The sequence below is a fragment of the Staphylococcus sp. HMSC056G08 genome, assembly GCF_001812305.1.
Taxonomy (GTDB): domain Bacteria; phylum Bacillota; class Bacilli; order Staphylococcales; family Staphylococcaceae; genus Staphylococcus; species Staphylococcus simulans.
Genome location: NZ_KV808417.1, coordinates 63586 through 87772, shown reverse-complemented (window position 1 = coordinate 87772; position 24187 = coordinate 63586). Strand labels below are relative to the sequence as shown.

Below are 24187 nucleotides of genomic sequence, written 5' to 3'. Positions count from 1 at the left end.
CAGAAGGTTACGAACCAACAACACCGAATGTCGGCAACCCTGAATTGGACTCAAACGGAACAACAACAACAGTAACTGTAGACAATGCAGACGATAAAACAATTGACAGCGGATTCTACAAACCAACAGTTGAGCCAACACCAGTACCAGCAACATATAACTTAGGTGATTATGTATGGGAAGATAGTAATAAAGACGGTATCCAAAACTCTAACGAAGTAGGTATCGAAGGTGTAACAGTAACGTTAACGAAACCGGATGGTTCAGTCGTTACAACAACAACAGATGCGAATGGTAAGTATGAATTCACAGATTTACCAAATGGTGAATACACGATCACATTCGAAGCACCTGAAGGTTATGAACCAACATTAGTTAATGTAGGAAATACTGCGCTTGATTCAGATGGAACAACTACAACAGTTACAATCAATAATGCAGATAACTACACAATTGATAGTGGCTTCTTTAAACTAGTAGTAGAACCAACACCAGTACCAGCAACTTACACAGTTGGCGATAAAGTTTGGGAAGATACAAACAAAGACGGTATCCAAAACTCAAATGAACCTGGCATCCCTGGCGTAGAAGTAACGTTGACAAAACCAGATGGATCAACAGTTACAACTACAACAGACGAAAATGGTAATTATGAGTTCACAAACTTACCGAATGGTGAATATACAATTACATTTGAAACGCCAGAAGGTTATGAACCAACATTAGTTAATGTAGGAAATACTGCATTAGACTCAGACGGCAAAACTGTAACAGTGATTGTAAATAACGCAGATGATAAAACAATCGATAGCGGATTCTACAAACCAGTAGTAGAACCAACACCAGAGGATCCAACACCGGAAGAGCCAGGCACACCTGAAAAGCCGGAAGAACCAGGCACACCTGAAAAACCAGAAGTTCCGACAACACCGGAAGAGCCAGGCACACCTGAAAAACCGGAAGTTCCAACAACACCAGAGGAACCAACTGCACCAGCTGTTACTCCAGCTCCAAGCGTGGAACAACCAGCAGTTGAAAAACAAGAAAAGCCTTCTGAAGAAGCAAGTTCTAAAGAGAAGAAAGAAGCTTTACCAGACACAGGTGAAACAGAAAGCACAAATAACGCACCATTATTCGGTGGATTATTTGCAGCTCTAGGTTCAATCTTGTTATTCGGTAGACGTCGTAAAGACAATAAAGATAAACAATAAGTTTAACTAAAAAAATCTATCAATGATTTTTGGAACACATCTCATTTGAGGTGTGTTCTTTTTTTATACATAATGAAAGTAATAGGGATTAAAAGAAATTATTGAATTTGCAGCGTTTAAATAGATAAAAAGAAGAAAAGGTGATTTAATGACGAAAATGAGTGATTATCAATCTCCAATAGGAACATTAACGCTTGTAAGCGAAGATGATGTATTGACAGGTATTTATTACGAAGGACAAATTAATAAAGAAGATCCAAATATAGATAAAGTGGCATTAACCTCAGTGCCAGTTTTTAACCAAGTCAGGGATTGGTTAGATCGTTATTTTAAAGGGGAAAATCCAGAAATTAATTTTAAGTATCATGCTTCTGGTACTGAATTCAGAGAACAGGTATGGAATGAGCTTGTTAAAATTCCTTACGGTGAATTAGTAACGTATGGAGATATAGCACGTAAAATTGCACAGTTAAGAGGTAAGAAAAAAATGTCTGCACAAGCAGTTGGTGGAGCAGTAGGCAGTAATCCGATTTCTATTATTATCCCTTGCCACCGTGTGGTAGGCCACCATAACAAACTGACTGGATATGGTGGCGGATTAGATAGGAAACGTTATTTATTAGAATGTGAACATCATGACTTAAATCAATTTACGACTTAAATTTCTAAACATTGGTGTAAGAATTGCTCTGCTTGTTGGTATATTGTTTTAATATTACTATTAAACGAACGATCAAAATCGTGTTCATCACTATCGAGTGTAATTAATGTGGAATTAGGAATATATTGTTTCAACCGTTCGCTTTCACTAAAAGGAACATCAATATCTCTTGAAGCATGCGCAATAAAAATGGGAGGCAATTGTTTTAAAGCACGTGCACTTAAATTTAATTCAGTTTTTTCAGCATCTTGAATACCGACAAATTCATACCACTGTCCGATGCCTCTTGTATATAAATAGAGTGGATAACGAAACTGAATCGGTCCTTCTGTAATCGGTTGTGATTGAATCATCATATCAATCATAGCTGAGTTCAGATGGGCCGTTTTCTTTTGGAATTCACTGTGCGGTAATTTGAATTCAGGCAAGTCCACTTTTGCATAACCATAAAAATCAATGACACCTTTAACAGTACGTTGAGATGCGATTTGCAAAGCTAAATAACCACCGGAAGATCGTCCGAAAGTAAAGAGTGGCAAATCAGGATATATTTTATTGATGTTATCAAATACTAAAAAAGTATCATTTAAAATAGTGCCGATATTGGATTCGGGTGCTAACCGATAGGGTGCTTCCACTAAATGAAAATGTTGTGTCAGTATTTGAATTGCTTCATCAGATAAATCGTGAGGTGAACCCGCAATTAAACCACCACCATGATAATAGATGATGATACCTTTCGGTTGTTGTGAAAGGTGCGTACGTATATGAAGTTGGAAATTATCAGGTGTTTGTATGGTATGTGTTTGTGTATCTATTAGAATCACTACTTTCTGCTTGAATAAGTCACTACAAATGACTTGTTAATAGTTTAAGCTTTTTTGAATAGAAAAACGAATCATAAATATATAAATAAGAGGGAATGACACACATGTTCATTCCCTCTTATTCATTAGCTATATTATTGAATGGATGCGCCAAGCAATCCGAATCCGATTGAAATAATGACTAATGCAACACCAAAGATAATAGAAACTTTTCCTGATAACTTACAAGTTTTATACAGTAAAACACTCAATAAATAACCAGAAAGTAAAGTCTGTAAGTTAAATACGCTAAGTACTTTATTACCTGGGTCAAATATATTCAAGCTTGTGATCGAAATTTTCACAATATCTAAACCAACAATCACTTGAATCACTAAGACAATCAGTGCTACTAATGAGCTGATTAACAGCGCAAATAATGTTCCCGCAAAAATGCTTTTCTTTTTCACATTAGATTTGAAAATACGCGCAATTGCCCAAACGATTAAAAATGCGATAAGTAAATAGAAAAGTTGTGAGAAGAGGCCTCCAATAACAGTGACTGGTCCCATAAACGATCTAGCTTGTTCAACTTGTGCTTGATTCATATTTGAGTTGGTTTGTTTCATGAGTTCTGTCCAATCACTAAAAGCGAAAGTCAACCATAGTGAACCAATAACTACGACAATCCAAATAATTAAATTAAGTATCCATTTTGGACGTTCTCTGAATTTGCTAAAGGAATCCCCTAGCAGTAAGTTAGAATTTTCCATATGCTACTCCTTATGTAAGATTTATTAAGAGCGTATCATAGTCATTAATTTTAATAAATGGTTTTTCTAAAAATGATAAAAAATTTTTATTGATGTTTTAATCATTTGATTTCATTGTTAATGAACGTTGCTTAAATTAGTAGACAACTTTAAAGATTATAAATATCTAACTTTATTAATGTAAAGGTATTCATTTATTTTTAAGTTGTGATATTATGCAATTGTGAGTTTACAATTAATCGTTAGGAGAGAGAATTAGTGTGAAAAAGAAAATGACATGGATAATTTTAATCATTGCGGCAATTCTACTATTATTTATTATCGCAATCATTGTTAAAAATGCTGGAGGCACATCAAATAAGGAAAATACATATAGTGTCTATAAAGCTAAAAAAGAAAGTCCGCTAACTATCCAAGGTAAAGCTTCTCCGGAAACAGTGAAGTCTTACCAAAATAATTCAACTATCGGTACATATATCAATACCACTGTTTCAAATGGTCAAGATGTTGAAAAAGGTCAACAAATTATCAGCTATGATACGAGCCAGAATCAACGTCAAAGCTTACTTGATAAAGTGAACCAATCAGAACGTGCAAGACAAAAAGCGCAAGAAAGTGTCAATCGTGCACCAAATGATGAGCAAGCCAACGAACAACTATCAGAAGCACAAGCAAACTTAAATAAAGCGAATCAATCATTAAATCAATTTGATCAACAAATTAACGATAGCTTATTTGCGGCTTTCCCAGGAAAGATAGAAATTATGCAAGAGGATTATCCTAATGAAGGTGAAACGATTCTTCAATTAATTTCAAAAGATCCGCAAATCAAAACAACAGTAACTGAATATGATTTGAATAAAATTAAAGAAGGACAAAAAATTGAATATAAGGTCAACAGCACAGGTGACAAAGGGACAGGTGAAGTTATAAAGATATCTGAACTTCCAACAAGTTATGAAGACAGTCTGAATGAAAATGCGATGAGTGGTGCTTCTGCTGCAGGTGCTTCTGAAGAAGAAGGAGCAGGACAAGCTTCGAATCCTGTTATGAATGATGTATCAGGTAAAGACAGTTCAAACGATGCTTCGAAATATAAAGTGCTTATTGGTCATTTATCTTCTCCAGTACGTGCAGGTTTATCACTAGATGCTTCTGTCGCTACTGACAAAATTAAAATTCCTCAAAATGTATTGGACAAAGATAATACAATTTATGTTCTAAATAAAGAAAATAAAATTGAAAAACGTAAAATCAAAGTAGAAAAGAAAGAGGGTTCTATTTACATTAAGTCAGGATTGAAAGAAGGAGAACGTTTAGTTCAAAATCCTAAATCATCTCTAAAAGAGGGAGATAAGATTGAGGTGAAAGAATGATTAAGTTAGAAAACATCAATCGTTCTTTTAAAAATGGAGATAAAGTGAATCATATCTTAAAGGATATTTCCCTGGAAATAAAAAAGGGCGAGTTTATCGCAATTATGGGACCTTCTGGTTCAGGTAAAAGTACGTTGATTAATATCATAGGTTTCATTGATAGAGGCTATGAGGGCGAATACTTATTTAATAACAACAATTATAAAAAGAGTTCGGATAATCAATTAGCTGAAATTAGAAACCAAGTTGTAGGTTTTGTCTTTCAAAATTTTAAATTGATACAAAATAACACCGTGCTAGAAAATGTAAGTATTCCTTTAGTTTATGCAGGTATCGGAAGTCAAGAACGAAAGCAGCGTGTTTTAAATACACTGCATAATGTCGGGCTCTACGATAAAGAAAATTTTGTGCCAAATAAATTATCTGGGGGTCAACAACAACGGGTGGCAATTGCGCGTTCCATAGTGAATCAACCAAAGTTTATTATCGCAGATGAACCTACGGGTGCACTCGACTCAAAAACTTCAGAAGATATAATGGAATTATTTATACGTCTGAATCAAGAACAAGAGACAACGATGATTATGGTGACACATGATAGAGCAGTAGCTGAAAAAGCAGATCGCATCTTCCACATCTTGGATGGGCGCATTCAGGAAGAAGAGGTGATAAAATGAGTCGATTATCTAATATACTCATTGTTTCGCTACGTTCAATCATGAAAAATAAGCGACGTAATATCTTCACAATGATTGGGATTATTATTGGTATTGCGGCCGTTATTACTATCATGGCTTTAGGAAATGGATTTAAAAAGACCGCAAATGAACAGTTTTCAGATTCAGGTGCTTCTAAAGATGCTGCGCTTATTAGCTTTATGCAGTCTACGGATGCTGATATAAAAACAGAGCCTTTTGCACCTAGTGATATTCAATTAGCGGAAAGAGAAAAAGGAGTAGAAAAAGCACAGATTAAAAAAGATAAAGATCAAGCATTTACAGCTAAAGTGACGAATTCACGTAAAAATGGCAATGCAAATATTTACGTGAAGGACCAATTTAGCAATGTAGATGAAGGTCACGGTTTTAATCAAGGTGATAATGCGATTGAAAACAAAGTTGTAACCATTGATAGGAAATTAGCTGAGGATTTATTTGATAAACCTAAAAAAGCAGTTGGACAATCACTATATATTAATGGACAAGGATTTAAGATTGTCGGTATAACCACGGGTGATGGCTTTGAAAATAATGTCGTACATATGCCGACACAAACGCTTGAACATTATTTACCCAATCTAACGCAAGATTTTGCACAGTTAGAAGTTAAGATCGAAGATGGTTATAACAAAAAGAAGTAGGTGAACGTGTCGCAAAGGTGTTATCGAAAAAAGGAAGCGGCCAAGCAGCAGGTAGTTATCAATATTCAGATATGGAAGAAATGATGAAAGGCATCAGTAAAATATTTGATGGAATTACGTACTTTGTAGCAGCAGTCGCAGGTATATCTCTATTCATTGCAGGTATTGGTGTGATGAATGTGATGTACATTTCCGTTGCGGAGCGTTCAGAAGAAATCGCAATACGTCGCGCGTTCGGTGCTAAAGCAAGAGATATTGAGATACAATTCTTAGTTGAAAGTGTCGTACTTTGTTTAATAGGTGGCATTATCGGATTATTATTAGGTATCGGCATTGCTTCGCTTGTCGATGTAGTCACACCTGATTATATCAAGAGTGCTGTAAGTTTAGGCTCTGTTTTACTCGCAGTGGGTGTATCAACTTTAATTGGTATTATATTCGGTTGGATACCAGCACGTGCAGCAGCTAAAAAAGAATTGATTGATATTATTAAATAAAAAGAAAGCAGACCGAGAGTTGAAAAGTTCTCTGGTCTGTTTTTCTGGATATATAGCACTTCAGCAGTTGATATTATAAAATAGTGGTATATGTGAAAAGAAAGAAATTGTAAAAAGAGAAGGGGCACAAACATGGATATTAAACAAATGGGATATTTTATTGCAGTTGTACAACATGGCGGTATGACAAATGCCTCTAAAGAACTTTATATTGCACAGCCCACAATCAGCAAAGCAATCAAAGATTTAGAAAACGAACTGGGCAGTGCGTTATTTGATCGTAGTAAACGTCATTTAACTTTGACAGACAGCGGAGAGATTTTCTATAAGAAATCATTGGAAATTATGAATTTGTTTGAGAACCTGCCTAAAGAAGTGAATCAGTTAAAGGGACTTGAAGCGGGTCATATCAGTATTGGATTATCAGCTGTCATGAACATGAATAAATTCATTGATACACTAGGTAATTTCCATCAAATGTATCCAAATATTACGTACAATTTGGTAGAGAATGGCGGGAAGGCATTAGAATCTCAAATCATCAATAATGAAATTGACATTGGCATTACAACTTTGCCTGTAGACAGTGCTATCTTTGAATCTATTCCACTTTATACAGAGGATATTTTGTTGGTTGTTAGTGAAACACATCCATTCGCTGGACGTGAAATGGTAGAAATGCATGAGTTAGCAAATGAAGATTTTATATTGTTTAATGAAGATTTCTATTTAAACGATAAAATTATTGAAACAGCTAAACGTTCTGGTTTTGTGCCTAAGACTATTTCCAAAATTTCGCAATGGAACTTTATCGAAAACTTATTAACAGCTGGATTAGGAGTCAGTATCCTACCAGAAAACATTGTGAAAATGCTGCGTGGGCCTATTCATAGTGCGAAAATTAATGATGCTTCTATGAGATGGCAACTAGGTGTGATTTGGAAAAAAGAAAAGTATATCAACTATGCGACAAGAGAATATATTGATTACATGAAATCATCATTAACTATATAAAAAATTAGACAAAGGATGTCACTTTTTGCGACAGCATAAGGGCGTCCTATTTTTATTAGATTGTAATATACCTAAAGGGGGTATATGATAAGTGTGGGAGTAAAGAAAGGGTGAAAGGTATGTTAAAAAGAATCGGAATGGTTATGTTAACGTCGTCTCTGATACTTACCGCTTGTTCAAATGATCAAGAGGACACACAAACCTCAAGTCAAAATGCTCAAAATACAACACAAGATAAACAGACTTCAAAAGAGGGAGAACATCACATGGGGCATCATCATGGTCAAATGCCTGAACATATGCATCATGCACGTCACAGTCAGTTTGATGAGGGGGATGATGTTAGATTGAAAGAAGGCCACATGCCAGGCATGATGAATGCTGACGGTAAAGTTAAAGGCGCTTATAATACATGTGTGTACGAAGTCAGTTATCAACCAACTGATGGCGGTAAAAAAGTTTCTCATCACAAATGGGTCGTGAATGAGGAAATAGAAAATGCACCGAAAGAAGGTTTCAAAAAAGGGGACACTGTTACTTTGAAAGCGAATCATATGAAGGGTATGAAAGGTGCGAAAGCAACAATCGATAAAGTAGAAAAAACAACAGTTTATACAGTGGACTATAAAGATAAAGATAATGGCAAGATGGTTAAGAATCATATGTGGATGACTGAGGATGAATTGTCACCAAGATAAGTAAAGTTCACTAGAATGTCATAATGGGGTATAAAGCGAATGTTTAAGAGGTTGCACAGATCATACAATTATATTTAACGGTATTTTCAATGTTTTCATTTCTAAAGCAAGACAGTTGTTCGGTAAAATGAACAGCTGTTTTTGTGTGCTTTTAAATTTATTGTTAAGACTGTCAGAAAGGGGTATATACGTTATGGAACAAGATTGATGGTAACAAAAGTTCGTATTTGGAAGAAAAGTAATCGATGTTATCGCTTTCATAGAAAAAAGTAATAGGTAGTATCTAAAATCGATATTTTTATTATACACAGAATTGTCATAGAATAAGGAATGTAAGTCAAAAGAATGTGTATAAATAGTGATGGACACTAGATTCAGACACCAGAATCGATTTGGAAATGACCATTTATACGCTTATTTTTAAGGAAAGGTGTTAGCTTATGACATCGAAGGTTTTAAAGATTATCTTCCAAATTATCTTGATTATGGGCATCACGTATTTAGGCAACACCCTTCAGCACCTTTTGCATATTCCATTAGCTGGAAGTATCGTCGGCCTAGGACTCTTTTTCCTACTATTACAATTTAAAATTATACCTGTCAAATGGGTCGAAGCGGGTTCCAACTTCTTGCTAACAACGATGGTGTTTTTCTTTATCCCTTCCGTCGTTGGTGTAATGGATATCATAGGTGACATACACCTCAACTTTATTTTGTTCTTCGGCGTCATCATTCTCGGAACAATAGCTGTCGCTTACGTCTCTGGGCTAATTGCTGAGAAGATGGCCAGAAGACAACATGGTGGTAAGGGGAGTCACACATCATGATTATTTTAAAAGACATCATAATGATAGTACTGACAGTGGTTATGTATCTTGCAGCGAAGAAGCTGCACAAGAGATTTCCTAGCCCATTCTTAAATCCAGCCCTAGTTGCTTCAATTGGAATTATAATCGTGTTATTGTTGTTCCGTCAGAATTATAATTCTTACATGGCAGGCGGCCATTTAATTAATTACTTGCTGAGCTGTACGGTTGTTTGCTTAGCTTATCCGCTTTATATCAATCGTCATAAAATATTTGAAAACTTCAATATTATTTTTACAAGCGTATTGACTGGCGTATTACTCAATTTTGTGTTAGTTTATTCGTCGTTGAAGATTTTAGGCTTCAATAAAGAAGAAATTGTCACATTATTACCGCGTTCCATCACAGCAGCGGTTGGTATCCAAGTATCTCACCAAATGGGCGGTGCAGATACAATTACAGTACTATTTATTATTACCACTGGCTTAATCGGCAGTATGCTCGGCTCATTGCTGTTGCGTATGGGGAACTTTAGAACTTCCATTGCAAAAGGGCTTGCATTTGGAAATGCATCACATGCGTTCGGAACAGCAAAAGCCTTAGAATTAGATTTAGAATCAGGTGCATTCAGTTCAATTGGTATGATTCTGACTGCAGTCATCAGTTCAGTGTTGTTACCAATCCTGATTATTCTTTTTTATTAGCATTAGAATATATAGACACACTTTGCATAACGCAGCATCAAACACTAACTAAAGGGTAGTTTGAATACAGTTACTTTTTTAATGAATAGAAAGGGGCTATTTTTAAAATGGCAAAAATTAAAGCAAATCAAGCACTTGTAGAAGCTTTACTACAATGGGATATTGATCACTTATATGGTATCCCGGGCGACTCTATCGACGCAGTAGTTGATAGTTTACGTACAGTAAGTGAACAAATTAAATTCTATCATGTTCGTCATGAAGAAGTAGGAAGCTTAGCAGCTTCAGCTTACACAAAACTTACTGGTAAAATCGGCGTATCATTAGCAATCGGTGGTCCAGGTGCGATCCACTTATTAAATGGTATGTATGACGCTAAAATGGATGGCGTTCCTCAATTAGTGCTAGTAGGTCAATCTAATAGTACTGTACTTGGTACTAAAGCTTTCCAAGAAACAAACTTATTATCATTATGTGAAGATGTTTCAGTATACAACCGTCAAATCTCAGAAAAAGATGACGATATCTTTGGTATCGTAAACGAAGCTATTAAAACAGCTTACGAGAAAAAAGGTGTGGCAACTTTAATCTTGCCTAACAACTTATTAACTAACAAAGTTAAAGATACAACTAATAAAGTTGTAAACAAAAAACGCCCAACAATCCCAGCACCAAACACAGCTAAAATTAAAAAAGCTGCAAAATTAATTAATAAAGCTAAAAAACCTGTAATGTTAATGGGTACTGGTGCAAAACATGCTGGACCTGAAGTAGAAGCTTTAATCAATAAAGCACAAATCCCTACAATCATCACTTTACCAGCTAAAACAATCATTCCAGATGACCACCCATATAACTTAGGTAACATCGGTAAAATCGGTACAAAACCTGCATATCAAGCAATGCAAAATGCTGACTTATTAATCATGGTAGGTACAAACTATCCATATGTTGACTACCTTCCTAAGAAAAATATCAAAGCCGTTCAAATCGACATTGATCCAAGTGCAATCGGTCACCGTTTCAAAGTAAATGCTGGAATTATCGGTGACGCTAAAATCGCGTTAACTGAATTAACAAACCTTGTTAAACCAGTTAAAAACCGTAAATTCTTAAAAGAAGCATTAGATAACATGGCTACTTGGAAAGAATGGATGGAAAAAGACCTTAACAATGATTCTTATCCAATCCGTCCAGAACACTTGATGCAAGCTATCAACAGAGAAGCAGACAATGACGCTGTATTCTCAATTGATGTTGGTACTTCAACAGTATGGTCAACACGTTACCTAAACCTTAAACCAAGTAACGAATTCATTATTTCTAGTTGGTTAGGTACAATGGGTTGCGCGTTACCAGGTGCAATTGCATCTAACGTAGCATTCCCTAACCGTCAAGTTATCGGTATCGCTGGTGACGGTGGTTTCCAAATGGTAATGCAAGACTTCGCAACAGCTGTTCAATATAACATGCCAATGGTTATCTTCGTATTGAACAACAAACAATTAGCGTTCATCAAATACGAACAACAAGCAGCTGGTGAATTAGAATATGCAATCGACTTCTCAGATATGGATGTTGCTAAATTCGCTGAAGCATGCGGCGGTGCTGGTTACACATTAGAAGATCCAGCAGACATCGATACTGTTGTTGAAGCTGCATTAAATGAAAACAGACCAACAATCGTAAACGTACATGTTGATGCGAACGCTGCACCACTTCCAGGTAAAATCGTACCGGATGAAGCAATCAACTATGCTAAATGGGCATACAGATCAATTACTGAAGATAAAAAATTAGACTTTGATGAAATCCCACCACTTTCAGTAGCAGCTAAACGTTTCTTATAATATTTAAGAAATGAACTGAATACTCAATTTCGACGAGTAGTGCATTTTGCATTACTCGTCTTTTTTTACATCGAATTAATATTGAAATATTCTGTCAACTCCACTATACTCTAGTTATTCATGAAAAAATACATAGAGCGAAAGCAGGCGATACATGTGGACTTTTTTTATTTTCCAGTAGATGAAGACATAAAGTTAGCACAACCTGAAACATTCATGGCTGAACCTTTATTTCAAATGATTGAACAAGATAGAGCATTTCTTTCAACGTATTTACCGTTCATTGATCATACATTAACGGTGGAAGATGAACTCAACTTCATTAAGTTAATGTTGAAGAAACAGGCTGCAGATGAACATCGTCTTTTTGTGATTTACTATCGAGACCAAGTGGTTGGTACTATTGATATACAGCAAATTGATTTAGAAAATAAAAAAGCTTTTGTAGGATATTGGTTGCAGAGTAAGTATAATGGCTTAGGAATCATTGCCCGTTGCCTACATAAAATCTGTGATTTCGCATTCAATACTTTGGATTTAAATAAGTTATCGTTGCACATCAACACTAAAAACAAAGCCAGTCAAAAAGTCGCAGAACGTGCAAACTTCCGTTTTGTTGGAACGGATAAAGATGAGTCATTTGAACGTGGACAATTTGAAGACTTTCATAGATACGCTTTGCTGAAACATGAATTCAATACAGAAACTTCATTGTAAATTAAGATAACACTTATCAACTTTATAAAAAGGTTGTTATACTGATGATATAAAGAAAGATAGGAGTTGTCGGTGTTGAGCGAACGTAAATTAGTAGCAGAAACAGAAATTGAAGTAAACGGCTATGATATTGATGCGATGGGTATCGTCAGCAATATTGTCTATGTCCGTTGGTTTGAAGATTTAAGAACAATATTTGTAAATAAGCATCTAACCCCTTCTGAAATGTTGAAACAAAATATTTCACCTATACTTATGCATACCGAAATTGATTATAAGATACCACTTACTATTCACGACAAACCCGTTGGCAAATGCTGGTTAACGAAAATCAGTCGTTTAAAATGGGTGTTTGAATTTGAAATCAGTACAGGTAATCAAATACATTGCCAAGGTATGCAGTATGGCGGGTTCTACAATATTGTTGAACAAAAAGTAGTACCAGTACCTGATGCATTCAGAGTTTTATAAGCTACATTAAATCTTCGGAAAATGAATGTTTTTCGAAGATTTTCATATACATAGAAAGAGGATTGATAGTCATGACTGAACATCCGCATTTAAAAGCTATAAAAGCAGCATTTCCTCAAACAATTCCAATTTTCGCAGGGTTTTCATTTATTGGTATTGCTTATGGTATTTATATGCATTCATTAGGCTTCCCGCCAATTTATGCGATGCTGATGAGTTTGTTGATTTTTGCAGGATCCATGGAATTTGTGGCCGGAAGTTTATTATTAGTTCCATTTAATCCATTAAGTGTCTTCGTATTGACACTTATGCTGAATTCCAGACACTTATTTTATGGTATTTCCATGTTGGATCGATTTAAAGGGACAGGAAAATATAAGCCATACTTAATTTTTGGGATGTGTGATGAAACCTTCGTAATTAATAATATGGCGAATGTACCTAAAAATGTCGATAAGACCTTATTTATGTTCTATGTCACATTATTAAATCAATTTTATTGGTTTTTCGGTACGACAATCGGAAGTCTGTTCGGTGTCTTTATTAAGTTTGATACAAAAGGCTTAGATTTTGTGATGGTCGCTCTTTTCGTTGTAATCTTTTTAGAGTCTTGGTTGAAAGAAAAGAATCATGTAAGTTCATTAATTGGGTTGGCTATCCCTATAGTTTGTTTGGTCATCTTCGGACCTAATCAATTCATCTTACCTTCAATGATTTTAATTGTGCTCGCATTGACTATCCTCAGAGGATATTTCGCAAGAAAGGGTGTGGCTTAATATGACCTTAACCCAACAAATTTTAACGATTGCGGTTGTTGTGATTGGAACGATGTTGACACGCTTCTTGCCGTTTTTAATCTTTTCTAAAGATAAAGAAACACCAAAGTTTGTACAATATTTAGGCGCTGTACTTCCTGCAGCGGTATTTGGTTTCTTAGTCGTTTATGCGTTACGTAAAACGCCTATCTTAACTGGCAATCATGGGCTGCCAGAGTTGATGGCGATTTTAGTGATTATTATCTTGCATGTGATTAAACGTAATATGTTGATTTCAATTGCGGGTGGTACAATCGCTTATATGATATTAGTTCAATTTGTATTTTAAAAAGCAATCCTTACATTTACTTATTTTTAAAGTGAAACGTAAGGATTGCTTTATTTTAGATGAAGGTAAGGAATTGTTATGGTAAGAAAAGTTTTGAATACTACCGCAACTGTTGTTCTTCAAAGTGATTAAGTTTCCAAATAATCACAGATACTAACCAAAACAATAAGAATACGCCAACGAGCAGATAACCTAAATGATTAAATTCAATTGATGCAACTTCATCCCAAAAAGGACTGTGCAATTTAAAATGTTCACCAATCATTTGTAGTATTTCTACAGTACCGATTATCAACGCAGCTATGACGGAGATAGCGGTAATGGTAATATTGTAATAAATTTTACGAACTGGTTTTAGAAATGCCCAGTGATAAGCAGACTTCATGAGCGCGCCATCTAGTGTATCTAATAAACTCATGCCTGCCGCAAATAATAATGGAAGTGCGATAATGCCAGCAAAAGGTAATGACTGTTCAGCAGCTCCAGATGATAATGCAAGCAAAGCAATCTCACTTGCAGTATCAAAGCCTAATCCAAATAGGAAACCTAATGGTAAAACGTGCCAACTTCTGTTGATGAATTTAAAATAAGGACCAACAAATCGTTGAATAAGCCCTCTAGAAGCTAACAATTGATCCAGTTCATCGTCAGAAACTTGTTCAAAGCGTAAACGCATAAATAAACGAATCAATGACACTAAGATAATTAAGTTCAAAATACCAATTAGTAGTAGAAACAGACCAGAAACCATCGTTCCGATGATTCCACCAATAGCTTGAAAGAGGGGCATCTGTCGCTGTGCCCATGATACTGAAACACCTAATAAAAGTGCCATGATAAAAACTACGCTGGAATGGCCGATAGAAAAATAGAAGCCAACACCTGACGGATTTTGTTTTTCTTGCATCAGTTTGCGAACTGTATTATCAATAGCTGCAATGTGGTCAGCATCAAATGCATGACGTAAACCTAGTGTATATGCTAAGATACCCATTCCGAATAAAATAGGGTGTGTATGTGCACCCATCCATAAACAAGTAACACCTATCAGGTGCAATAATATAATAATGATTAAATAAGGAAGCATATCTTTAATATGAGTAGTCCTGATGTTCAATAGCGTCATCTGCTTTCTGTATTTTATAATTTAGTAAATATAATAAATTAACTATGAAAGAACTCTATTATTTTAATATGAATAAACAAGTAAGTAAATAACTAAAAGAGAATGGAGCTATTGTATTGAAAAAGTGATTTTCAAGTCTGCATAGGGTAAGTGAAAATAAGGATATATAGTGAAAGAGAGGTTTTTATCTGTGTCAGATATTGATTATATTTCATCTTTTGATGGTGTGAATCTCTACAGTAAAATTACGTTAGGTGAACAGCCAATGGCTAATTTGATTATTGTACAAGGATTGTCAGAAGAATTAGATGATTATGATGGTGTGGCTTCAACATTTAATGAATATGATTATAATGTCATTCGTTATGATCAACGAGGTCATGGTAAAACTCCTGGTGACAAAAATCTTTATGAACATGTAGATATCGTCGTAGAAGATTTAAAGGCTGTTGTAGATTATGTTAAAGCACAATTGACAGGAAAAATATTTATTTTAGGCCATGGTGTAGGCGGTACAATAGCGACATTATTTGGTATACGTTATCCGAATGCAGTGCACGGTTATATTTCTGCAGGTGGTTTGTCTCCAACGGGGCAACCTGTCTTTCGTGATGATGTCGTAGATCATTCAGCAGAAATAGAAAATCAGGATGAAGAAGCGGATATTGAGAAACATAAAAGAATCAAAGCATTTAGAGAAGCGGTCCGAGATATGGATATCGAATTTTCGAAGTTTGAAGACAAAGTGTTGATTATGCATGGTGGCAGTGACCGCATTGTAAGTTCTGATGATGCAATCCAATTCTTCAAAGAAGCTAAAACCACACATAAATCATTAAGAATTTATGACGGGTTAGATCATGAGTTATTAAATGTAAGTTCATATCGCGGTATGTTATTATCAGATATTGTAAATTGGTTAGATTTTGAATTATCTATGGAGAACATTGATAAGTAAGCACACCAAGAATGAACAACAATTCAACTGATTCAAGGAGTTTGAAAGAAAATGAAGAAAACACAACCGACCTTACATGATATTGCGAGAATTTCTGGCTTGTCGATTGCGACGGTCAATCAAATATTAGAAGATAAAAAGCATGTTTCTAATGATCAAGCACGTGCACGTGTAGTGGAAGCATTAGAAATGTTAGGCTATGAACCGAGTCGATATATTCAATCTTTACGCGGAGAAAGTATTAAAACAATCGCATTTATTATACCGAGACACGATGCTTATTATGCCTCTGTCATTGATGCGATTGAGCATCAACAAGGTTCAGAGTCTATTCGAATTATTGCGATGGCATCTAATGAACAAGTACAACGTCAAGATGAACTGATAGATTGGTTTGTATCACAACAAGTAGATGGTATTATTGTTTCGCCAGTTTCAGCACAAATGCGTATTTCAAAACGTTGGAGAGACATTCCAATGGTAATTATTGATAATCAAATTGAGGATGAACAGATACCTTACATTGGATTAAATCATGAAGATACAGCCTATCAAGCTGCTGAACATTTATTGAAACAAAACCATCAATCAATCGCTTTAATTTTAGGTAATCCTGCTTCTAGTGCAACAGCTGATACAAGAATGGGATATAAAGCAGCATTAGAAGATTTTGAACAACAAATGGATGAACGACTAATCTCATATCAATATACTGATTTAAGTTTACAAGCTACAGAAAAATACGGCTATGACACCGTCCAGCAACTCTTTGCGCAATCAAATCATCCAACTGCATTGATTGCTTCGAATCATGCGATGTTGTCTGGTATTTTACAAGCACTTAAAACAAAGGAATTAAAAGTGCCTGAAGATGTTGCAATTGTTACATTAGAAGAGAATAGTTGGAATAAAGTACATTATCCATCATTAACCGCTGTAGGTATTCATGCTGAAACTATCGGCGCATCAATTTTTGCACGCTTAAAACAATTTTTTGAAGGAGAAAGTGAACAAATTCAATCAGATTGGTTAATGGCACAGTTAAATGTCAGAGACTCTAGTGTGCACTCATCTAAAAATGAATAAAAAATAAACAGGCTTAGAAACAATGTCTTAAAGAAAGGGAGAAAAGACAGGTTTCTAAGTCTGTTTTTTTAGGGATTTTAGAAATGATATACTAGGGATTTTTCAATCAAACGTCATCTCGGTTTGGGACAACTGAACGTGCATTTTGTCTGCATACGTGAATAAGGGCAATAGTAGAGACAACAATACTCATAATAATGGCTATGACAGCACCCGATTCTGGATGGTCAACGTGTCCTGTTTCTGGCAAGTCAGCGTATGATGCGGTTTCACCCTGATAGTGTGAGCCTGCATCTTCACTTTTTGAAGTTGTTGCTGATGCTTGATGCGCATAGGTTTGTCCTGCTGTTGCTTTTGAGGTTGTGGACTCAGTATCTGCTTCTTTACGATTTCTTTCTGCATCTGCGATATTTGTCTTTGAAACATTTTCTGCAAGGGAAGGATCGGGTTCAACATCAGTAGCTTGAGCCACATCAGTTGGATGCGATGTAGGGATAAATGTTTCAGTTGTTTGAGCAGTATCAGTATTTTCGACCAAAGCGGATAATTTAGCGGACTGTTCATTTGCGTAATCATGACTTTCAGCAGCATTCATCACTCCAGGCATATTAAAGAATAGTAAACCGCTTAAAGCTAGCGTAGAAACATGAAGCAAGCTTTTCTTTTTACTTAACTTCATAGGCATGAAAACAACACTCCTATTTCAAAATGAAAGTGTCATGTCATCCATGGTGTTATGAGTATGAGGTATAAACTGTCGGATGAAACAGACAAAACGACAACGAAGAAAATTGATATACACATGCGGATATGTGAGAGATAGATTTCTGGTGTACGGCTTTATGGGATAGTATTGCTTTCCGCAGTGATTCGGCGTTATCATCAATTTCTTCACTTCAAGCATGGCATAGGAATATTAAGCTAACTTAAAATTGAGTTTAAAAAAGGATAAACTTCGTAAATTTTCAGTATATTAGAACTTTTTAGGTATTAAATTGCTCAAAATCCTACGGTATCAAGCATTTTAGCTTTTACCCGATAAAATCACCCGAATTTGTTGGTTTAAAGTTATTTACTAAAGTGTTATAGTTGCTAATGGAAAATAATTTGTATAGACAAATAACAATAAAAGTCTAAAGGGAGTCTTTTAATGTTGTTTTAGGGTTAACAAGATTATTTTTATTAATGGTAAGTGTTTAAATTAATTGCTATCGTTTAAACTAATTGTGACAACTTTATAAACGTTATGATTATAATTACTCTTTATATTTAAAAATAAAGAGTAATAATAGTCATAATAAAGAGTTTGTGAAATTATTCGCAATTTGTTCACAAAATGTTTGCAAAAGGTATTGAAAACGCTTTATAAAAGGTAGTATGATGTCGGTGGTAGGAAAATTAAATATATAGTAGGAAAAGAGGTCATTTGGCATGGATATTATTTTGGGAACTGGGACGTTGTTGCTAGTCCTTCTAGCAATGTCGTTATTCTTAAAATTTGCTCCTTATGGTAAACAGGGGCTACAAGCACTTTCAGGTGCAGCATGTGCAACATTTTTACCGCAAGCATTCTTAAGTTATGCGATCGGTGGCGTGTTCCACTTGGAATTCTTCCAAAGAATTGGAGACTTAGCAGGAAGCTTAAGTGGTATTGCAGTAGGTATTTTAACTGGTTTGAAATTGGGAATCTCTCCAGTCTTCGCAGTTATCATTGGTTTAGTTTTACATGATCAAAAATTACTACCGGCATTTATCGCTGCTTACTTAGTGAGCTTCTTGATTAAATTGATCGAGAAAAAAGTACCAGAAGGCTTAGACTTAATTGTCGTAATCTTAGTCGCTCCGGCATTAGCATTCGGAATCGGCGGATTAATTTCACCAGGAGTAATGGCTGTGTTAAGACAAATCGGTGGTGCGATTACAGCAGTTGGTGACAATAATCCTTACGCTTTAGCAATTATTTTAGGCTTAATCATTCCGGTGGTAGGTATGACGCCATTAAGTTCTATGGTATTAACAAGTTTACTTGGTTTAACAGGTGTTCCGATGGCTATCGGTGCATTAACAACTACAGGTTCATCATTCGTTAACTTTATGATGTTCAGAGCACTTAAAATCGGCGGCTTAGGTAAAGCCTTCGCAGTTGCAGTAGAACCTTTAACACAAATCGATACAATCGCAAAATATCCGATTCAACTTTACGGCGCAAACGCCATAGTCGGTATGTTTACAGCGACAATTGTTACGATTGCAGGTTTAGTTATTAATGTAACGGGAATGGCAACACCAATAGCTGGTGCAATTGTATTGTTTGGATTTAACAAACCAATTCCATCACTTATTACTATCGCAGCTGTTATCGTGACAGCAATTATCCTTGGTTGGATTTTAGGTAAGATTATGAACAAAATCAACTTCAAGAAACTATCTGACAAATTACCTGAAGGCAAAGCAGAACCGTCAAAAGCAAATTAATTAAGCATTTCTTATAAAGAGATTAAGGAGATGACAATACGCTATGGCACGTAAACATGATTACCAAAGCGCATTTGATATAATCGGTCCAGTTATGATGGGACCATCAAGTTCACACACTGCAGGTGCAGTAAAAATCGGTAACGCAGCAAGAATGGTACTTCAAGGAGAACCTGAAGATATTGAAGTTCATTATTATGAATCATTTGCACAAACACACTTAGGACACGGTACAGACGTTGCAATCGTTGGTGGCTTACTAGGATTCAGCACTTTCGACGAACGTATCAGCAATGCAGTAAACATTGCTAAAAACGATGGTATCGATGTTCGTTTCATCGAAGAAACAGGAAGAAGTTTAGGAGAGCATCCTAACTGTGCATTAATTAAAGCAAAACAAGGTGATCGTCACATCGAATTGAACGGAATCTCAATCGGTGGCGGAACTATTAAAATTAAAAGCATTAACGTCAATGGTCAATGTATTCTAATGAACCACGGCTTACCATTATTAGAAATCGATGGACCAACTGACAATGCGACAATCAACCATTTAATCAATGATTTAATCGAACACGGTGCAGACATCAACGAAGAAATCAAAACGATTAATCCAGATGGCTGTTTAATGGCTTTACACTTAAACAAAGCCTTACCAGAAGAAGCACTTAGCGATTTAAGAGAGAAATATAGCGACTTAAACTTTGCATATATAAAATAAAGAGGTGTAATGTATGTTTGATTCAATTAAAGAGATCATAGATTATGCGAATAAACATGATATGAAATTCTCAGAAATTATGATTGAAGAAGAGAAAGAATTAAGTGGGAAATCACGTGATGAAATCCGTGAACAAATGAGACAAAACTTACAAGTAATGCGCGACGCAGTTGAAAAAGGGACAACTGGCGAAGGCGTTAAAAGTGTAACAGGGTATACTGGTCAAGACGCAATTAAAATAAAAAATTATAACGAAAACAACCATGCGCTTTCAGGTAATGAAATGATGAGTGCTGTTATGGGTGCAGTTGCGACAAACGAAGTGAACGCAGCAATGGGTATCATTTGTGCTACTCCAACAGCTGGTTCCTCCGGTACAATTCCAGGTACACTATTCAAATTAGAAAAAACACATGGCTTAACTGAAGATCAAATGGTGGACTTCTTATTCACAGCAGCTATCTTCGGCCGTGTTGTAGCAAACAACGCAAGTGTTGCTGGCGCAACAGGCGGTTGCCAAGCTGAAGTTGGTTCAGCATCAGCTATTGCTGCAGCAGCTGCAGTTGAAACATTCGGCGGTAAACCAGAAGCTTCAGGTCAAGCAATGGCTATCGCAATCAGTAACTTATTAGGTCTAGTTTGTGACCCAGTTGCTGGTTTAGTAGAAATTCCATGTGTAATGCGTAACGCAATCGGTTCAGGTAACGCATTAATCTCAGCTGACTTAGCATTAGCTGGCGTGGAAAGCCGTATCCCAGTAGATGAAGTAATTGAAGCTATGGATAAAGTTGGACGTAACTTACCAGCTGAATTACGTGAAACTGGTCTTGGTGGTTTAGCAGGTACACCGACAGGTGAAGCAATCAAACGTAAAATCTTCGGTGACTCACAAGTTAAATCATAATTGCCTGATGAATATGTAAATTTCATTAAAAGTTAAATTGATAAATTCTAGAAACACGCAACCTGAAAAAGGTTGCGTGTTTTTATTTATAAAAACATAAGTTGTCACAAAATTCAAAATACATATTGCAATTTGTATCTTTTATGGGTAAACTAGTCAAAAGGGGATGATGGGATATGATAACAAGATTACTATACATTTTTATTGCTTTCTTCATTAACTCAGCCATTACGTTTTACCTGACAGATATCGGTACAATGATGAATAGTCTGTTGAAATCAATGTCTATCAGTATGATCATTGTATTCTTATTCTATTACACAAAGTTAATGATGGAGACCAAAGGGGAATAACTAAATAGTACGACTTAAAATGAGATGACTTCGGGGTACATCTCATTTTTATTTTGAATGAAAGGAAGGATTATCATGTCCACATTAGTAATTATTGCACATCCTGATATTCAAGAAGGCGACGTTAATCAAGTATGGAAGAAAACATTAGAAGATCGTTCTGATTTAGTGACGGTACATGACTTGTATCAAACTTATCCAGATGGAAACATTGATGTTGAACATGAGCAAGCGTTATTACAGAAACATGATTATATTATCTTTCAATATCCCATGTTTTGGATGAGTTATCCGCCACTTTTACAGCAATGGTTCGATGAAGTCTATACACATGGTTTTGCGTTTGATGGCGGTGACGCTTTAAAAGGAAAACATTTCGCATTAGCCATTTCATGCGGCCAACCAAAAGCACATTATAAAGAAGATGGACCGATAGGGTATACGATTGACGAAATTTGTAATCCATTAAAAGGTGTTGTTAATTTAATCGGTGGCCATTTCTTTGGCATTCATGCGATTTACCAAACGGATGACATCGATAATTTTGCGACTCTCGCAGAAAATGCTGATGAATATGTGGCATTTGTTGAAAGACTTCAAAAACAGTAACCACAAGCATTTTCCTTTAGACTCCTTGGTAGGTTCACTATACTATAGGTGACTACATAAGATGAGGAGCGAAAATAGTAATGGAACAACAAGCAATACGCGATCAAATTTTACAAGCATTTAATTTTAGACATGCGACAAAACGTTTTAATCCAGACAAAAAAGTGAATGCGGAAGATTTCCATACCATTATTGAAGCTGGGCGTCTTTCACCAAGCTCAATCGGTGCGGAACCGTGGCGCTTTTTAGTCGTTCAAAATGAAGACTTACGTCAAAGATTAAAAAAAGTATCTTGGGGTGCACAAGGCCAATTAGATACAGCCTCACACTTTGTGATTTTACTTGCGCGTAAAAACGTACGTCCGGGTACAGAATATTTAACACATATTATGAAAGAAATAAAAAATGTACCAGATGATGTATTAGAAGATATGAATAAACGTTATGAAATGTTCCAAAATGATAGCTTGGATTTATATGAAAGTGAACGTTCATTATGGGACTGGGCAAGTAAACAAACATACATTGCCTTAGGTAATATGATGTCAGTAGCCGCATTTTTAGGTGTAGACTCTTGTCCAATTGAAGGTTTCAGTATGAAAGAAGTCACACAATTGCTTTCTGATGAAGGAATTATGAATGAAGATGAGTTCTTACCATCCGTTATGGTAGCTTTCGGTTATCGTGCAGAAGATCCGAAACGTGCCAAAACTCGTCAAGCATATGAAGATGTCATTGAATGGCTTGAATAGTTATTTATGAAAGACTTGAGCTTTAACAGCTTGAGTCTTTTTATTTTAATTGTCTGAATCTTGTGTTTTTTACCTTTGTTTCAATGCTATAATATTACCTATATTCTTGATTTATAAAGATGTAATACATATTAAAGGGGAGTTTTAAGATGGTAAGAATAAAAATGTTTGATGTCGCACCTTATGAAATCGACGCAATTAAAAATTGGTCTGCAGAACACCAAGTAGAAGTGGATTATGAAAGCAATCCTTTAACTATGGACAATATTGAACAAGTAAAAGGATATGATGGCTTATCATTATCTCATAATGGACCATTCAATCCTGAGATTTATAGTAAATTAGAAAGCTATGGTATTAAACAAATTGCACAACGCAGTGCTGGATTCGATATGTATGACTTAGAAGAAGCCAAAGCACATAATTTAATCATTACAACAGTACCCAGCTATTCACCAAGTTCTATTGCTGAATATGCAGTCACAGGCGCTTTGTATTTTGTGAGACAGTTGCCACTTATCAAACAACGTATGGAGAATCATAACTTTGTATGGGATGCACCATTGATTTCACGTCCTGTCAAAGATTTAACCGTAGCGATTATCGGTGTAGGACGCATCGGTAGTATTTCAGCGCAATTGTTCTCAAATTTCGGTTGTAAAGTCGTTGGTTACGATATCGAAGATAAGCCGGAATTAGAAAATATTGTTGAATTTAAAGATTCGTTAGAAGAGGCAATCGCACAAGCAGATATCGTTTCACTTCATGTCCCGGGAAATAAAGAGACGTACCATATGTTCAATCAAGCAGCATTTAATCATTTGAAAGATGGTGTGATCTTTGTCAACTGCGCACGTGGTATGGTTGTTGAGACACAAGCTTTGCTAGATGCATTGAATAGTGGTAAAGTAGCGGGTGCTGTTATCGATACGTATGAAAATGAGGCGCAATATTTCCGAAGAGATTTTTCAAATAAAGAGGTTCAAGATGAAACCTTACTAGAGTTGATTGAACGTAATGATGTGTTAGCTTCTCCTCACATCGCATTCTTTACACACGAAGCTGTAAAAAATCTTGCTGAAGGCGGATTGAACAGTACTATGGAAGTGTTAGAAACAGGAGATGCACAAACAAGAGTTAATTAAAATGCTGTTG

General features: G+C 35.7%; 26 protein-coding genes and 1 pseudogene. 23 read left to right on the top strand and 4 right to left on the bottom strand.

Annotation, left to right across the window (positions count from 1 at the left end; all coding sequences use genetic code 11):
* Both HMPREF2846_RS00510 and HMPREF2846_RS00505 read left to right on the top strand, forming a co-directional pair.
* Positions 1 to 1211, top strand: a 1211-nt coding sequence (locus tag HMPREF2846_RS00510) for an LPXTG cell wall anchor domain-containing protein (RefSeq protein ID WP_141751847.1), incomplete at its 5' end; no start/stop codon positions are given.
* Between the two features lie 148 nt (positions 1212 to 1359).
* Complete coding sequence (locus HMPREF2846_RS00505; protein ID WP_002479836.1) at positions 1360 to 1872, top strand: methylated-DNA--[protein]-cysteine S-methyltransferase; 513 nt, start codon at positions 1360 to 1362, stop codon at positions 1870 to 1872.
* Here the strand turns inward: HMPREF2846_RS00505 and HMPREF2846_RS00500 are convergent.
* Together HMPREF2846_RS00500 and HMPREF2846_RS00495 are read right to left on the bottom strand one after the other, a co-directional pair.
* Positions 1869 to 2699, bottom strand: a complete 831-nt coding sequence (locus HMPREF2846_RS00500) for an alpha/beta hydrolase (RefSeq protein WP_070625187.1) — start codon at positions 2697 to 2699, stop codon at positions 1869 to 1871. The genes HMPREF2846_RS00505 and HMPREF2846_RS00500 overlap by 4 nt on opposite strands.
* A 134-nt stretch (positions 2700 to 2833) precedes the next feature.
* Complete coding sequence (locus HMPREF2846_RS00495; RefSeq protein ID WP_070625185.1) at positions 2834 to 3451, bottom strand: YIP1 family protein; 618 nt, start codon at positions 3449 to 3451, stop codon at positions 2834 to 2836.
* A 260-nt stretch (positions 3452 to 3711) separates the two neighbouring features.
* Between HMPREF2846_RS00495 and HMPREF2846_RS00490 the strand changes: the two genes are divergently transcribed.
* The 12 genes and pseudogenes from HMPREF2846_RS00490 to HMPREF2846_RS00435 all read left to right on the top strand — a co-directional run bounded on the left by HMPREF2846_RS00490 (position 3712) and on the right by HMPREF2846_RS00435 (position 14048).
* On the top strand, positions 3712 to 4827 hold the full coding sequence (locus HMPREF2846_RS00490; protein WP_070625183.1) for an efflux RND transporter periplasmic adaptor subunit: 1116 nt from the start codon (positions 3712 to 3714) through the stop codon (positions 4825 to 4827).
* Positions 4824 to 5504 (top strand): ABC transporter ATP-binding protein, encoded by a 681-nt coding sequence (locus tag HMPREF2846_RS00485; RefSeq protein ID WP_002479832.1) that lies wholly within the window; start codon positions 4824 to 4826, stop codon positions 5502 to 5504. The genes HMPREF2846_RS00490 and HMPREF2846_RS00485 overlap by 4 nt, the downstream gene beginning before the upstream one ends.
* Positions 5501 to 6684, top strand: a pseudogene (locus tag HMPREF2846_RS00480) (ABC transporter permease). Before HMPREF2846_RS00485 ends, HMPREF2846_RS00480 begins: the two are co-directional and overlap by 4 nt.
* Positions 6685 to 6816: 132 nt before the next feature.
* Positions 6817 to 7698 (top strand): cidABC operon transcriptional activator CidR, encoded by an 882-nt coding sequence (locus HMPREF2846_RS00475; protein WP_002479830.1) that lies wholly within the window; start codon positions 6817 to 6819, stop codon positions 7696 to 7698.
* Between the two features lie 119 nt (positions 7699 to 7817).
* On the top strand, positions 7818 to 8396 hold the full coding sequence (locus HMPREF2846_RS00470) for a YdhK family protein (RefSeq protein ID WP_060803683.1): 579 nt from the start codon (positions 7818 to 7820) through the stop codon (positions 8394 to 8396).
* 440 nt (positions 8397 to 8836) lie between these two features.
* Positions 8837 to 9223 carry a CidA/LrgA family protein gene (locus tag HMPREF2846_RS00465; protein WP_002479828.1) on the top strand — a complete coding sequence of 129 codons (387 nt, stop codon included), beginning with the start codon at positions 8837 to 8839 and terminating at the stop codon, positions 9221 to 9223.
* A complete protein-coding gene (locus HMPREF2846_RS00460; RefSeq protein ID WP_002479827.1) occupies positions 9220 to 9906 on the top strand; it encodes an LrgB family protein in 687 nt (228 codons plus the stop codon). Before HMPREF2846_RS00465 ends, HMPREF2846_RS00460 begins: the two co-directional genes overlap by 4 nt.
* Positions 9907 to 10013: 107 nt before the next feature.
* Positions 10014 to 11756, top strand: a complete 1743-nt coding sequence (locus tag HMPREF2846_RS00455; protein WP_002479826.1) for a pyruvate oxidase — start codon at positions 10014 to 10016, stop codon at positions 11754 to 11756.
* Between the two features lie 156 nt (positions 11757 to 11912).
* Positions 11913 to 12473, top strand: coding sequence for a GNAT family N-acetyltransferase (locus tag HMPREF2846_RS00450; protein ID WP_070625181.1), 561 nt, complete (start codon positions 11913 to 11915; stop codon positions 12471 to 12473).
* A 72-nt stretch (positions 12474 to 12545) separates the two neighbouring features.
* Positions 12546 to 12944 carry an acyl-CoA thioesterase gene (locus HMPREF2846_RS00445; RefSeq protein WP_037557637.1) on the top strand — a complete coding sequence of 133 codons (399 nt, stop codon included), beginning with the start codon at positions 12546 to 12548 and terminating at the stop codon, positions 12942 to 12944.
* A gap of 71 nt (positions 12945 to 13015) precedes the next feature.
* Positions 13016 to 13720: an AzlC family ABC transporter permease gene (locus HMPREF2846_RS00440; protein WP_023015109.1), complete on the top strand. Its 705-nt coding sequence runs from the start codon at positions 13016 to 13018 to the stop codon at positions 13718 to 13720.
* Position 13721: 1 nt separating this feature from the next.
* Positions 13722 to 14048 (top strand): branched-chain amino acid transporter permease, encoded by a 327-nt coding sequence (locus HMPREF2846_RS00435; RefSeq protein WP_023015108.1) that lies wholly within the window; start codon positions 13722 to 13724, stop codon positions 14046 to 14048.
* A gap of 100 nt (positions 14049 to 14148) precedes the next feature.
* Here the strand turns inward: HMPREF2846_RS00435 and HMPREF2846_RS00430 are convergent, their stop codons facing one another.
* Positions 14149 to 15195 carry a HoxN/HupN/NixA family nickel/cobalt transporter gene (locus HMPREF2846_RS00430; protein WP_082709448.1) on the bottom strand — a complete coding sequence of 349 codons (1047 nt, stop codon included), beginning with the start codon at positions 15193 to 15195 and terminating at the stop codon, positions 14149 to 14151.
* Between the two features lie 169 nt (positions 15196 to 15364).
* On the opposite strand from HMPREF2846_RS00430, the gene HMPREF2846_RS00425 reads away from it, so the two are divergent.
* On the top strand, positions 15365 to 16132 hold the full coding sequence (locus tag HMPREF2846_RS00425; protein ID WP_002479820.1) for an alpha/beta hydrolase: 768 nt from the start codon (positions 15365 to 15367) through the stop codon (positions 16130 to 16132).
* A gap of 51 nt (positions 16133 to 16183) precedes the next feature.
* Positions 16184 to 17218 carry a LacI family DNA-binding transcriptional regulator gene (locus HMPREF2846_RS00420; protein ID WP_002479819.1) on the top strand — a complete coding sequence of 345 codons (1035 nt, stop codon included), beginning with the start codon at positions 16184 to 16186 and terminating at the stop codon, positions 17216 to 17218.
* Between the two features lie 106 nt (positions 17219 to 17324).
* On the opposite strand, the gene HMPREF2846_RS00415 is transcribed toward HMPREF2846_RS00420, so the two are convergent.
* A complete protein-coding gene (locus tag HMPREF2846_RS00415; protein ID WP_023015104.1) occupies positions 17325 to 17903 on the bottom strand; it encodes a hypothetical protein in 579 nt (192 codons plus the stop codon).
* 746 nt (positions 17904 to 18649) lie between these two features.
* Between HMPREF2846_RS00415 and HMPREF2846_RS00410 the strand changes: the two genes are divergently transcribed.
* From HMPREF2846_RS00410 to HMPREF2846_RS00385, 7 genes are all read left to right on the top strand, one after another.
* Entirely contained in the window at positions 18650 to 19693 is a 1044-nt protein-coding gene (locus HMPREF2846_RS00410) for a PTS sugar transporter subunit IIC (RefSeq protein WP_057509997.1), read from the top strand.
* Positions 19694 to 19736: 43 nt separating this feature from the next.
* Entirely contained in the window at positions 19737 to 20414 is a 678-nt protein-coding gene (sdaAB, locus tag HMPREF2846_RS00405; RefSeq protein WP_002479816.1) for an L-serine ammonia-lyase, iron-sulfur-dependent subunit beta, read from the top strand.
* Positions 20415 to 20427: 13 nt separating this feature from the next.
* Positions 20428 to 21318 carry an L-serine ammonia-lyase, iron-sulfur-dependent, subunit alpha gene (gene sdaAA, locus HMPREF2846_RS00400; RefSeq protein ID WP_002479815.1) on the top strand — a complete coding sequence of 297 codons (891 nt, stop codon included), beginning with the start codon at positions 20428 to 20430 and terminating at the stop codon, positions 21316 to 21318.
* 176 nt (positions 21319 to 21494) lie between these two features.
* A complete protein-coding gene (locus HMPREF2846_RS14305) occupies positions 21495 to 21671 on the top strand; it encodes a hypothetical protein (protein ID WP_002479814.1) in 177 nt (58 codons plus the stop codon).
* A 75-nt stretch (positions 21672 to 21746) separates the two neighbouring features.
* On the top strand, positions 21747 to 22280 hold the full coding sequence (locus HMPREF2846_RS00395) for an NAD(P)H-dependent oxidoreductase (protein WP_002479813.1): 534 nt from the start codon (positions 21747 to 21749) through the stop codon (positions 22278 to 22280).
* Positions 22281 to 22360: 80 nt separating this feature from the next.
* Positions 22361 to 23032, top strand: a complete 672-nt coding sequence (locus tag HMPREF2846_RS00390; RefSeq protein ID WP_070625180.1) for an NAD(P)H-dependent oxidoreductase — start codon at positions 22361 to 22363, stop codon at positions 23030 to 23032.
* Positions 23033 to 23181: 149 nt separating this feature from the next.
* Positions 23182 to 24177, top strand: a complete 996-nt coding sequence (locus HMPREF2846_RS00385) for a D-2-hydroxyacid dehydrogenase (RefSeq protein WP_070625178.1) — start codon at positions 23182 to 23184, stop codon at positions 24175 to 24177.
* Positions 24178 to 24187 lie beyond the last annotated feature (10 nt).